Origin of the sequence: Streptomyces soli (assembly GCF_003999195.1) — a bacterium.
In the GTDB taxonomy this organism is placed as follows: domain Bacteria; phylum Actinomycetota; class Actinomycetes; order Streptomycetales; family Streptomycetaceae; genus Actinacidiphila; species Actinacidiphila soli.
Genome location: NZ_RJVR01000076.1, coordinates 1 through 12,080, shown reverse-complemented (window position 1 = coordinate 12,080; position 12,080 = coordinate 1). Strand labels below are relative to the sequence as shown.

The 12,080-nt window shown below is 70.2% G+C and carries 13 protein-coding genes; 4 read left to right on the top strand and 9 right to left on the bottom strand.

Annotated features, from left to right (window positions below; genetic code table 11):
- Positions 1–1,092, top strand: a 1,092-nt coding sequence (locus EFK10_RS06040) for a heavy metal translocating P-type ATPase (protein WP_127354719.1), incomplete at its 5' end; no start/stop codon positions are given.
- 56 nt (positions 1,093–1,148) lie between these two features.
- Here the strand turns inward: EFK10_RS06040 and EFK10_RS06035 are convergent.
- Positions 1,149–1,697 (bottom strand): hypothetical protein, encoded by a 549-nt coding sequence (locus tag EFK10_RS06035; RefSeq protein ID WP_127354718.1) that lies wholly within the window; start codon positions 1,695–1,697, stop codon positions 1,149–1,151.
- Positions 1,697–1,873: a hypothetical protein gene (locus tag EFK10_RS47045; RefSeq protein ID WP_164835844.1), complete on the bottom strand. Its 177-nt coding sequence runs from the start codon at positions 1,871–1,873 to the stop codon at positions 1,697–1,699. The genes EFK10_RS06035 and EFK10_RS47045 overlap by 1 nt, the downstream gene beginning before the upstream one ends.
- Before the next feature lie 119 nt (positions 1,874–1,992).
- Between EFK10_RS47045 and EFK10_RS06030 the strand changes: the two genes are divergently transcribed.
- Positions 1,993–2,667, top strand: a complete 675-nt coding sequence (locus EFK10_RS06030; protein ID WP_127354717.1) for a TetR/AcrR family transcriptional regulator — start codon at positions 1,993–1,995, stop codon at positions 2,665–2,667.
- 72 nt (positions 2,668–2,739) lie between these two features.
- Here the strand turns inward: EFK10_RS06030 and EFK10_RS06025 are convergent, their stop codons facing one another.
- On the bottom strand, positions 2,740–3,324 hold the full coding sequence (locus EFK10_RS06025) for a TetR/AcrR family transcriptional regulator (RefSeq protein ID WP_127354716.1): 585 nt from the start codon (positions 3,322–3,324) through the stop codon (positions 2,740–2,742).
- Positions 3,325–3,425: 101 nt separating this feature from the next.
- Here EFK10_RS06025 and EFK10_RS06020 point away from each other — a divergent pair, with 101 nt between their 5' ends.
- Entirely contained in the window at positions 3,426–4,928 is a 1,503-nt protein-coding gene (locus EFK10_RS06020; protein ID WP_127354715.1) for an MFS transporter, read from the top strand.
- A gap of 231 nt (positions 4,929–5,159) precedes the next feature.
- Here EFK10_RS06020 and EFK10_RS06015 read toward each other — a convergent pair whose 3' ends face one another.
- The 6 genes from EFK10_RS06015 to EFK10_RS05990 form a co-directional block, all read right to left on the bottom strand.
- Positions 5,160–6,443, bottom strand: coding sequence for an MFS transporter (locus EFK10_RS06015; protein WP_206305318.1), 1,284 nt, complete (start codon positions 6,441–6,443; stop codon positions 5,160–5,162).
- Positions 6,440–7,561 carry a PLP-dependent cysteine synthase family protein gene (locus EFK10_RS06010; protein WP_127354714.1) on the bottom strand — a complete coding sequence of 374 codons (1,122 nt, stop codon included), beginning with the start codon at positions 7,559–7,561 and terminating at the stop codon, positions 6,440–6,442. The genes EFK10_RS06015 and EFK10_RS06010 overlap by 4 nt, the downstream gene beginning before the upstream one ends.
- Positions 7,562–7,668: 107 nt before the next feature.
- The gene (locus tag EFK10_RS06005; protein ID WP_127354713.1) at positions 7,669–8,103 is read right to left on the bottom strand and encodes a hypothetical protein; all 435 of its coding nucleotides are present in this window, start codon (positions 8,101–8,103) and stop codon (positions 7,669–7,671) included.
- 60 nt (positions 8,104–8,163) lie between these two features.
- Positions 8,164–9,792, bottom strand: coding sequence for a multicopper oxidase family protein (locus tag EFK10_RS06000; RefSeq protein ID WP_127354712.1), 1,629 nt, complete (start codon positions 9,790–9,792; stop codon positions 8,164–8,166).
- 69 nt (positions 9,793–9,861) lie between these two features.
- Complete coding sequence (locus EFK10_RS05995; protein WP_127354711.1) at positions 9,862–10,299, bottom strand: DUF6153 family protein; 438 nt, start codon at positions 10,297–10,299, stop codon at positions 9,862–9,864.
- Between the two features lie 401 nt (positions 10,300–10,700).
- Complete coding sequence (locus EFK10_RS05990) at positions 10,701–11,360, bottom strand: phosphatase PAP2 family protein (RefSeq protein ID WP_240677020.1); 660 nt, start codon at positions 11,358–11,360, stop codon at positions 10,701–10,703.
- 177 nt (positions 11,361–11,537) lie between these two features.
- Here EFK10_RS05990 and EFK10_RS05985 point away from each other — a divergent pair, with 177 nt between their 5' ends.
- Positions 11,538–11,933 carry a BlaI/MecI/CopY family transcriptional regulator gene (locus EFK10_RS05985; protein ID WP_127354710.1) on the top strand — a complete coding sequence of 132 codons (396 nt, stop codon included), beginning with the start codon at positions 11,538–11,540 and terminating at the stop codon, positions 11,931–11,933.
- Positions 11,934–12,080 lie beyond the last annotated feature (147 nt).

Below are 12,080 nucleotides of genomic sequence, written 5' to 3'. Positions count from 1 at the left end.
TTCACCGCCGCCGTCGCCGTGCTGATCATCGCCTGCCCCTGCGCCCTGGGCCTGGCCACCCCGACCGCACTGCTGGTCGGCACCGGCCGCGGCGCCCAACTCGGCATCCTGATCAAGGGCCCGGAGGTGCTGGAGTCCACCCGCAAGGTCGACACCATCGTGCTCGACAAGACCGGCACCGTCACCACCGGCAGAATGACCCTGCTCGACGTCCACCTTGCCGACGGCCAGGACAAGGACGAGGTGCTGCGGCTGGCCGGGGCCCTGGAGCACGCCTCCGAGCACCCCATCGCCCAGGCCGTCGCCGCCGGTGCCGCCGAGCGGGTGGGCCCGCTGCCCGTGCCGGAGGACTTCGCAGGCGTCCCCGGACTGGGCGTCCAGGGTGTCGTCGAGGGGCACGCCGTCCTCGTGGGCCGCGAGAAGCTGCTGGCCGAGTGGGCGATGGCGCTTCCGGACGCACTGGCCGCCGCCAAGGCCGAGGCGGAGGCCAAGGGACGTACGGCGATCGCGGTCGCCTGGGACGGCGAGGCCCGCGCGGTCCTGGAGGTCGCCGACGCGGTCAAGCCGACCAGCGCCGAGGCGATCCGGCGGTTCCGGTCGCTCGGCCTGACCCCAATCCTGCTCACCGGCGACAACCAGGCAGTGGCGGATGCCGTCGCCGCCGAGGTCGGCATCGACCAGGTCATCGCCGAGGTCATGCCGGAGGACAAGGTCGAGGTGGTCAAGCAGCTCCAGGCCGAGGGCCGCATCGTCGCCATGGTCGGCGACGGGGTCAACGACGCCGCCGCCCTCGCCCAGGCCGACCTGGGCCTGGCCATGGGCACCGGCACCGACGCCGCCATCGAGGCCGGCGACCTCACCCTCGTCCGCGGCGACCTGCGCGTCGCCGCCGACGCCATCCGGCTCTCCCGGCGAACCCTCGGCACCATCAAGGGCAACCTCTTCTGGGCCTTCGGCTACAACGTCGCCGCCCTTCCGCTCGCCGCCGCGGGGCTGCTCAACCCGATGATCGCGGGTGCCGCGATGGCCTTCTCGTCGGTCTTCGTCGTCGGCAACAGCCTGCGCCTGCGCGGCTTCCGCGCCGCTGGGTGACACTGCCTCGCACGCTGGGGCCCGGCACTGATCTTCGGTGCCGGGCCCGCCCCTGCCTATGCCGTCGTCATCTCGGCCATGACTGCTGACGCCGTGCGCTGCTCGTTCTGCCTACGCCACCCGTACCGGGTCATGCCCTTCGGCTTGTACACCGACAGCACCGTAGCCACGAGCAGCACCAGCAGGGCGGCGCCCGCCTGGACCACAAGCTGGATCCGCAGTCCATGCAGTTCGGCACCGGACAACGACGCCTTCGCCGCTACGCCCGCGATGTGGTCGATCGGCTGCATGTGCACCAGCAGGACGAAAGTGGCAGGAACGGTCATCAGCAGTTTCGCCAGGACCCAGTAGTGCCGGAACAGGCCCCACGTGGTGCCCAAGGACAAGGCAAGCCCGGTCAGCAGCGAAGCGAAGCACAACGGGACGATGACGAACCAGCCGGTCAACCCCATCACGAGATACGCGGCACGCACCATCTGACCGTCCTGGCTGGTCAGACCCGCGATGGCGAGAGCCAGGAAGACGGCGACCGCCCCGAGCCAGCCGACCGAGGTCGCGACATGCGCGGCGAGCGAGGCTTTGCGGAGGCGCGGCGTCAGGGGCATCAGTGGTGGCCCCCCATGCCACCGCCGGCGATATGCATGACGACAAACGCCACGACCAGGACGCCGGCGATGATGCCGGACACCTTCACCCAGCGCGGTGTGATCGGGGCCGGTCCGCGGCCGGGCCCCACGCCGGTGGTGCCGCGGGAGTCGGGGGCAGGGGGCAAGTCGGTCATGGCGAGTCCTCGTTCTGTCGGCGTGATGTCACGGCGTTCACGACGGTATGAGTTTGCGAGACATTCTGTCTACTGCCAAATCAAAGTGTCACGGCATCGTCGTCACGTACACTGTGGCCGTGCCCAAACTGTGGAACGAGACCATCGAGGCCCACCGCCGCGACGTGCGCGACGCCATCCTGGACACCACTGCGGCGCTGGCCGCCGAGCACGGTCTGCTGTCGGTGACCATGTCGCAGATCGCCGAGAAGGCAGGCATCGGACGGGCGACGCTGTACAAGTACTTCTCCGACGTCGAAGCGATCCTGCTCGCCTGGCACGAACGCCAGATCACCAGCCACCTCGCCCACCTCATCGAAGTCCGCGACCGAGCCGGGGACGCCGGCGAGCAACTCGAAGCAGTACTCCGGGCCTACGCGTTCATCTCCCACGAGCACCACGGACACCACAGCAGCGAACTCGGAGCTTTCCTGCACCGAGGCGACCACGTCGCCCGAGCGCATCAGCAACTCCACGACATGATCCGGGACCTCCTGGCCGAGGGGGCCGAGTCCGGCACCCTCCGGGGTGATGTCGCTCCCGACGAACTCGCGACCTACTGCCTCCACGCCCTCGCGGCAGCCAGCAGCCTGCCGTCCCAGGCGGCGGTTCACCGACTCGTCACCGTCACTCTGGCGGGACTGCACCCCCAGGCCGACGCGGTCACCCCGTCGCCCACGGACGGGGAAGCAGCCCCCCAGGCCCAACACTTGCACCACGGCGGGCACCTACATGCCCATGGTTGGGCCGGTTGATCGACGAGGGCGGCAACAACATCTGGGCCTACAGGCCTTCGACTTCGAAGTGGCAGCCGCAATCGCCAGATGTCAGGCGGGTCCGAGAAGGCTGATCAGGCTGGCCGTCACCACAGCGGGAGCCTCCTCGGCGGTGAGGTGGCCTTCCTTGACCTCGGCGATGACGGCGTGGGCGAGGTTGTAGACAGCGGTGCCGAGCCAGTGGCGGGGCAGGTCTGTACGGAAGGCGCCCTCGTCCTGGCCGCGGGCGATCAGCCGGTCGATGCGGGCGAGGACCGGATCGTGGCGGTGGTGCACATGCTCAGCACCCAGGTGGCGTACGGCTGCGGCGTACAGGCCGCGGAAGCGCACTAGCAGCCAAGGGGCGTGCATGAGCCGGGCAACGGCCTCTTGTGGTGGGCCGTGGTCGAGGTCGGCGGCTTCGAGTGCGGCGTCGATCTCTGCGATGGTGCGCTGCAGGAGCGCGTCCAGCAGGGCCTCGCGGGAGGTGAAGTGGGCGTAGAGGGTCACGCGGCTGACGCCGGCGGCCTTGGCGACCTCCGTCATGGGTGCGTCGGGGCTGCGGCCGAAGCACTCCAGGGCGGCGTCGAGGATCGCGGTGACGTTGCGCTCGGCGTCGGCACGCCGCTTGGTCGGCGTGCTGGCTGGATCCGGCATGACGGCCTTCCTGGCTTCCGATTCTTAACAGTGCTGTTCACTTTACAGCGAGCGCGCCTCGAACCTAATCTTTACATCACTGTTCAAGATAGGAGTTCGAGATGGATCAGCGACATGGTGCGCCGCCAACCGAACCGCACCCTCCGCAGCCACGTCACGACGGCGAAGCCTCCAGCCATGACACCTCGCCCGTGCCGCCGCACCACTGGCGGTTGCTGGGCCTGCTGTCCCTCGCCCAGTTCATGCTCATAGCGGACGTGACAGTGATCAACGTCGCGCTGCCCACCATCGGCGCGGAGCTCTCCCTGGGCGGCGCCGCCCTCACCTGGGTCGTCACTGCGTACACTCTCTTCTTCGGCAGCCTGCTCCTGCTCGGCGGACGGCTCGCGGACGCGGCCGGGAAGCTGCGCATGTTCCTCGCCGGGCTGATCGTGTTCACCGCGGCGTCGATCGCCTCCGGCCTGGCGGTGAACGGTGGCATGCTGATCGCCGCCCGCTCCGCCCAGGGAATCGGCGCCGCCCTGCTCTCACCCGCCGCCATGGCCATCGTCACCACGCTCTTTCGCGGCCCGGACCGCAACAAGGCCCTCGGCATCTGGGCCGCGATCGGCGGTGCGGGGTCGGCGGTCGGGGTCCTGCTCGGTGGTGTACTAGTGTCCGGACCCGGCTGGGAATGGATCTTCTTCATCAACGTCCCCGTTGGGCTCCTCGCGCTCTTCGGCGTCCCTGTCCTGCTTGGCGACGCTCGATCCATGACCGGCCCGTCCCACATGCGGACCCCGCTCGACCTTCCCGGCGCGCTCACCCTCATCGCGGCTCCGGCCCTGCTGATCTTCGGCCTAGTCCAGGCACGCGACCACGGCTTCGACGCCGCATCCGTGTGGATCCCGTTGGCGGTCGCCGTACTCTCCGCCGCGGTCTTCGTGGCGGTGGAACGCACGGTCCGTGAGCCGCTCGTGCGCCTTGCCCTCCTGGCCCGCCGTACGCTCGTCGGCGGAATCCTGGTTATGCTCGCCGCGTCCGGGCTGCTGATCTCGACGTTCTTCCTCAGCTCGTTCTACGTCCAACACGTGCTCGGCTACAGCCCGCTCAAGACGGGCCTGGTCTTCTTGCCCATCGCGGTGGCCATCACCATCGGTGCCCACCTCGGCTCCCGGGCCATCGGCCGCCTCGGCTGGCGCCCCGTCGGCATCAGCAGCTTCGTCCTTGCCGCGGTCGGGGCTGCTCTGCTTACCGGGTTGTCCCGGGAGAGCAGTGTGTGGACCGGCCTGGTCCCCGGCTTTGCCCTGCTTTCGCTCGGTCTCGGCGCCGTCTTCGTCACCGCGACCACCGCCGGCATGACCGGGCTCCCTCATCAGGACATGGGCCTCGCTTCAGGTTTGGTGAGCACCTCCCATGAGCTCGGGGCCACCCTCGGCGTCGCGGTGATCGCCACCATCGCAGGCACCAGCCTCGAAGGCGGCGCAGGCACGGCCGGCGTCACCGGCTTCGGCAACGCCTTCACCGCCTGCGTCGTCATCGCCGCGGTGACAGCGGCCGCCAGCGCCTTCCTGCTCCCCGCCGGCAAGCCTGACCCCGCCCAAGGGCCGGTGTTCGCTCATTGACGCTGGTCGACGGATCGCCCCATGGACGAGCGCCAGCGGGAAGCAACATGCCCTCACCGTCCGGACGCCATGTGCGCGTAAACGATCAGGCCTGGTAGGCGACGAGGGCCCCCTGCCCTGAAACCCTCAAAGTGCCGCCACAGCGAGAACCCGAGGGCGTAAGTCGTAGCCCTGCCTGCCCTTGGCGGTGCGCGGGGGCGGCCACAGGCCACGTGGCGACTCGGCCGGAGGTCAGCGCGTGGCTGCGGCCTCCCCCACCGGCCGGCCCCCGTTGGGGCACAGCCGACCTGTACGGGCCAGGGCCGCGACCGCTGCGGCGCAGGTCGCGCCCACCGCGCTCAGCGCCAGCCAGGGCAGCCGCGGGTGGTCGGCGGAGGCGTCCCATACCGCTCCGGTTGCCAGGTTGCCGAGTGTGATGCCGATGCCGGAGACGGTGTTGTACAGGCCGTAGTGGGTGGCGATCAGTTGGCCGCCGGACAGTGAGACCACCGTGTCCATCTCGAAGGGGTAGACCAGCGCCGTGCCCAGCGCCAGGAGCCCGGCGGCGAGGAGGAGCGGGGCCAGTGCAGCCGTGCGGGCGGCCGGGCCGCCGCCCTGGGATGGGGCGCCCGCCAGTAGCAAGGGTGCGAATGCCGCGCCCATCAGTCCGATCCCGTAGACGATGGCTCGCTGCGGTGACCAGCGCGCCCGCGCCCAGGCCGTGATCCGAAGTTGACCGGCGGCCGCGACGCCGGCGGAGACCGCGAACAGCACGGTGGTGACACCGTTGCCGCTGCCGGGGGAGGCGCGATGCGCCTGCAACGGCAGGGCCAGATAGATCTGGAAGGACAGGACGTACGAGCCGATCATCGCTGCGGAAAAAAGCAGGAACGGACGGTTGGCCACGACCGTCCGCCAGTCCGCGAGTACGCCGCGGGCCCCCGCCCGGGCGGGCTTGGCGTCGCGGCGGTCGGGCAGGGCGCGGATCTGTACTGCCGTCAGGCCGAGGAACAGCAGGGCGGCGACGGTGCACACCGCGCGGAAGTCGAGCGCGATCAGCGCCAGTCCGATCAGCGGTCCGACGAGCATGCCCACCTGGTAGAAGACGTTGAACAGGGCGAAGGCCTCCACCCGCCGCTCGCCCGCCTCGCGGGCCAGGTAGGCCCGTACCGCCGGGTTGAACAATGCCCCGGCAAAGCCGGTCATCGCGGAGGCGACGATCAGGGCGGTCAGGGTCTGGACGAAGCCGAGCAGGCCGAAGCCGGCTGTGCGCAGTACGCACCCGGCGACGATCATGCGCTTGCAGCCGAGCCGGTCGGCCAGGGTGCCGCCGAGCAGGAACATGCCCTGCTGGGAGAAGTTGCGCACCCCCAGGACCAGTCCGACGGCCCAGGCGGCCATGCCCAGGCCGTCCGCGAGATGGACGGCGAGGTAGGGCATGAGCATGTAGAAGGCGGTGTTGATGGTGAACTGCTGGATCATCAGCAGCCGTACGCTGCCGTCGAAGGAGCGGAACTGCCGGGTGAGATCCTTCACCGCGCACCTTCCGTGAGGTTCACGCAGCGGGTCCAGCGTTCCACCACCCGCTCGCCGGGGTGGGCGATCTCGTCGGGGTCGTCGGCGGGCCGCTGTCCGAGCAGGTCGTGGGTGCGGCAGTAATCGTCGTTGTAGACGGTGTTCCAGTAGCGGTGGATCCCGTCGGGGAAGACTGCCGCGATCCGGGTGGTCGGCGGATGCGTACGGGCCAGCCAGCCGGCGACCAGCGCGACCGCGCCGACACTCCAGCCGCCGCTCGCATAGTGGTGCCGGGCCAGCCGGCGCGCCGCCCACACCGCCTCTGCCGGGGCGACCCAGTGTGCCTCGTCGAAGGCGGCGTGGTCGACGTTGCGTGGATGGATGCTGCTGCCGAGGCCGCGCATCAGCCGGGGGCCGGCGGGCTGGCCGAAGACCGTGGAGCGGACCGAGTCGACGCCGGCCAGCCGCAGCCCGGGCGAGAAGGCGCGCAGCGCCCGGGCGATCCCGGCCGAGTGGCCGCCGGTGCCGACGGCCGCGACCAGGATGTCCACCTGGCCGAGCCGGACGGCCAGTTCGAGCCCGAGGGCGGCGTAGGCGGCCGGGTTGTCCGGGTTGTGATACTGGTCCGGGCACCACGCTCCCGGCTGCCGGTCCAGCAGCGCGCGGACCCGGTCCCTGCGTGCCTGCTGCCAGCCGCCGACCGAGTGCGGCTCGGCCACCACCTCCACCCGGGCGCCGTACGCCTGGAGCTGGTGCACCAGCAGCGGCTCCAGCCCGGGGTCGGCGACCAGTGTCACTGGATGGCCGTACGTGATGCCGGCCAGCGCCAGGCCGAGGCCCAGCGTGCCGCTGGTCGACTCCACGATCGGCGCCCCCGACGCGAGTTCACCGCGGGATCGGGCGGCGGCGACCATGTGCAGTCCCGGCCGGTCCTTGATACCTCCGGGGTTGGCGCCCTCCAGCTTCGCCCAGAAGCCGCGCCCGGCCGGGTTGAAGGGCTCGCCGATCCACAGCACGGGAGTGTTGCCCACCATTCCGGCAGGCGAGCGGCAGGGGGTCCCGGCTGGTTCGGGCAGTTCATGAGCGGCGACGAAGGCTCGTACATCATGGGTGGAGATACCGCGCAGAGCGGTGGTCATGGCCTGGTCCTTCCACGGCCCTCGCCGGGGCCGTCGGTCAGATGCGGTACGCGTATGGGCGGCACGCCCACCCGGCCGCGAGGCGCGGCGGTGCGGGCGGAGCCGTCTCACGTACGGCTGACGCAGGCCAGTCGGAGCAGTTGGAGGCCGGGCCGGGGTGGCGGCGCGCCCGCCCGGCGGGCACCGGTGCCGAGGAGGGCACGCCGCTCGTACGGCACGGCCCAGCCCAGGGCGGCGAGGCCGAGCAACAGCATGAGGAGGGACACCGGCTCGGTCCGCACCGGGCCGTAGCATGCATGCCCCGCCGGGGTGCAGCAGTCGTGGTCGTCATCCGGTGTGTGGCTGTGCGCCGCGCCTTCTCCGGGGCACTCCTCGCTCTCCACGGTGGCGGACGACACCGAGACGGTGGCCGGACCGTGGTGGCCGTCGGAAGCGTGGGCGGCACAGGCGAGCACGTGGGCCGCGGCGACGAGGGCCAGGCCCACGAGCAGAGCGACCAGGAAGCCTCGCTGTCGCGACCCCGTCTCCACATCCTGCGGCACGCCACCGACAGTAACCGAATGATTACGATATGGGAGTTATTGACGCCTTTTCGGTTGTGGTCAGCTCTGGTAGGCGACGAGTGCCATCATTCCGGCCTCACCGTGGTAAGCGTTGTGGCAGTGCAGCAGCCACTCCCCCGGGTTGTCGGCGTCGAAGAACACCGACAGCTTCTTCTTGGGCAGCACGATCGCGGTGTCTTTGCGCGGGCCGGAGTGACCGAGTTGGTAGGTGTGGCCGTGGAGGTGCATGGGGTGCCACATGGTGGTGTCGTTGACGAAGTCCAGCCGCACCCGCTGGCCCTCCCGAATCCGCAGGGGATTGGCGGTCGGGTTGTTCATGTCGAACTGCGTGCCGTTGATGGCCCAGTTGTACTTCTCCATGCCGCCGGTGACCTTGATCTGGTGCGTCACATCGGTCTTGGCGGACTTCAGCTGTACGTTGGCGGCCGCACTGAGCTGGGACGCCGTCATGATCATGCCCTTGAGCTCGGCAGGGCGGACGGTAGCGGACGGCGCGCTGCCCGAGCCGGTACGAACCCCGGCCATGCCGGTCTGGTCCTTGCCTTCGGCGAGGGCGACCAGCGGGAAGACGCCGTCGCCGAGGGTGACCAGGACGTCATAGCGCTCGCCCATGCCGATCAGCAGCGCGTCGACCTCCTGTTGGTCGACCGGGTAGCCGTCGGTGTGCGTGATGGTCAGCTTGTGGCCGCCGAGCGCCATGCGGTAGGCGGTGTCGGAGCCGGCGTTGATGATCCGCAGCCGCACCTTCTTGCCCGGCTTGCCGGTGTAAACGTCCGGGTCGATCGGAACGCGGCCATTGACCAGGTGGTACGGGTACTTCACGTCGCCGGCGTCGCCGCCGAGCAGATCGCTCTTGGCACCGGTGAGCATGAACTTCATCGACATGCCGCCCGACGAGGCGGACGGGGAGGGAGAGCCACCTCCCATGTCCATGCCGCCCATGTCCCCCATGTTCATGCTGCTGCTCGACGAGCTGCTGGGGCTGGGGCTGGGGCTGCCCATGTCCATTCCGGTCATGCTGCCCATGCCATGCTTGAGCTCGGCGAAGACCTCGTCGGGGGTGCCGGTGATGCCGTCGAGCCAGTCGTCGAGGACGACCACCCACTCGTCGTCGTACGACAGCGGCTCCTTCGGGTCCTCGACGATCAGCGGGCCATACAGCCCGCGGTCGAGCTGGACGCCGACGTGCGGGTGGAAGAAGTACGTACCCGGGTCGGCGGCGATGAAGCGGTAGGTGAAGTTGCTGGCCGCCCGTACGGCGGCCTGGGTGGCGGGCGGTACGCCGTCCATGTCGTTGCGCAGGGCCACCCCGTGCCAGTGAATCGAGGTGGTGGTCTTGTTCGGCAGCTGGTTGGACAGCTCGGCCACGACCGTGTCACCGGCAGTGACCCTGATCTCCTTGCCCGGGACCTGGCCCTGGAAGGCCCAGCTCATGGGCATGAGACCGCCGCCCAGGTCGACCATGGCGGAGGTCGCGGTGAGGGTGAGCTTGTGCTCCTTGCCGGTGCTCGTGCGCTTCTTCTCGGTACTGGCGACTTCCGCGCCGGAAGGGCTGATGAGGGCAGGGGTACTGCCCGAGCCGCCGGAACTGCTACAGGCGGCGAGTGCTCCGGCGCCTGCGGCACCGAGCCCGGCGAGCAGGATGGAGCGGCGGTTGATGGCGTTCACGTTTGGTTCCTCTTTCTCAGGTGCGCTTGCGGCCGGGTGGAGACGGCACACGGGTGCCGTCAGCGCGGCCTATATGCGCAGTTGAGAAAGGACAGAAAGGTCCGGCGGCGCCCGGCCGACAACCCCTGAGGTCACCGAGCCGACGACCGCGCCGTACGGATTCGGAAGGCGCTCCGCGTAGCCCTGAGGCGGCGTGATGAGCTTCATCGTGTCGACGCTCGCGGTGGCGCAGTGCTGCATGCCGGCGGCGCAGGCACCGTCGTCGCTACTGTGCGCGGCTGAATCCGCGCCCACCATCTCCGTGTCAGCCGCGGAGGGGCCCATTGGCAACGTGGCCGCGGACGCCTCCATGCCCGGCATCTGCATCCCGGGCATGGAGGTCTGCATGGAGGAGAACGCGCCAGCGGCTATCTCATGATGGACAAGCACGGCGAGCGCGGCCAACAGGGCGATGACTGCGCCACGCGCCCAGCGGACCGTGCCGCTGCGCGCTGTCCGTATCGCCATGGCCTCCACCTGCGCTTTCCGTTCGCCGTGCTCCCGGGGAGAGAGCGGGGAGACCCGGAGGAGCGCTCAATATACCCCTCCGGGGTGTCGCAGCCGCCTAAAGGCTGGACAACCCATCGGTGGGGCGGTTTCCGGCTGGTGCCGTACGGCTGCCCGTCAAGAAGCGAGAAGACTGCGCGCATGGGGGAGATTCTCAGCAGCTGCCCGGATCGGCCACGGTGGACGCCACCGCGCTGGATGATCGCGGCGGGGGCGACCGTGATATCGGCCGCAGTCCTCGCGGTGGGCATCGTCGCGGTGGGCGGCCGAAGCCGGAGCACTGCTGGCCCGGCACGGCCTGCTGCCGGGGTAGTGCACACCTCCTTGCTGCGGCGGTCGATCCGCAGCGCGGATCCTGCCGGTCAGTTCGCTACGGCGGGCGCGGTGGCGGTGGCGGTGAGCAGTGGTCGCAGGGGTGTGCGGGTGAGTGTGTTCAGTAGCCGCAGTGCGATGTTGCGCAGAGCGGCGTAGCCGGCCAGGACGACGGTGGTGCCGACGGCCAGGCCGATGATGACGTCGTGGGGGTAGTGGACGCCGACGTATACCCGGGAGGCGGCCATCAGCAGCGCGGCAGCGGCGGCGAGTACGCCGAGGCGCCAGTTGATCAGCAGCACCGCCATTGCGACCGCGCCGGCCATGGCGGAGTGGTTGCTCGGGAAGGAGTAGTCGCTCGCGGCGGGGCAGGGTTCCACGGTGAATGCGTGGGGCAGGGCCCGGCAGGGGCGGGCCTCGGCGACCACGCTTTTGAGCGCGGCGTTCACGGCGAGGGCGGCGGCGATGGTGATCGGCGCGCACAAGGTGGCGGCCATGGCCCGGCCGCCGGTGCGGCGTGCGGACCACCAGGCCGCGGCGAGCAGGACACCAAAGAGCAGCACGCCGTAGGTGGTGTAGGCGTCGACGGCGCCGTTGGCCCAGGTGGTGCGGCGGGCGAGGTCGGTGACCTCGGTGTACCAGTCGCCGTCGAAGGAGGGGCCGTCGAAGGCGGACAGCGGGCCGGGCAGCGCCAGCATGGAGGGTGTCATGCGGTGGGGTCTCCCGAGAACGGATCGGTGCGGTGGCGGCCAGGTGGCCGCGGCGCGGTGACGGGGTCGGCGGTGCCCGGAGTGCCGGGGCATGGCACACTCGGAGCAGCACGCGACTTCTACAAAGTCGTAGAATTTCTACAGGACTGTAGACGATGAACGGAAGGTCTCCAAGCCGTGAACCCTGATGCCCCCGCAGGACCCCCGGACGGGCGCCGGGCCCCTGGGACCCTGGAGGCCGAGGTCCTCGCCGTACTCCAGGCAGCCGGCCGGGGGATGACCGCGGCGCAGGTCATGGAGCAACTGGGCGGCGACCTCGCCCACACCACCGTGGTGACGATCCTGTCCCGCCTGCACGTCAAGGGCCTGCTCACCCGCGCCAAGCACGGCCGCGCCCACACCTACACCCCCGTCGCCGACGCCCCCGGCCTCGCCGCCCGCACGATGCGCCAGGCCCTGGACGCCGGCCCCGACCGCGAAAGCGTCCTCACCCGCTTCGTCGACGACCTGTCCACCGATGACGAGCAACTGCTGCGCCGGCTCCTCGGCGCCGACCTCGACCCCGGGCAATAGGGAGCCGGCCCGATGCGCCTCGCCGTCTACCTGCCGCTGCTCTTCCCCGTGCTCGCAGCTCTGGCCGCCCGGCCGTTCGCCGAACGCCTGGAGCCCCGCTTTGCCACCTGGCTGCTGACCACCTCCGCCGTAGCCCTCGCAGGCGCG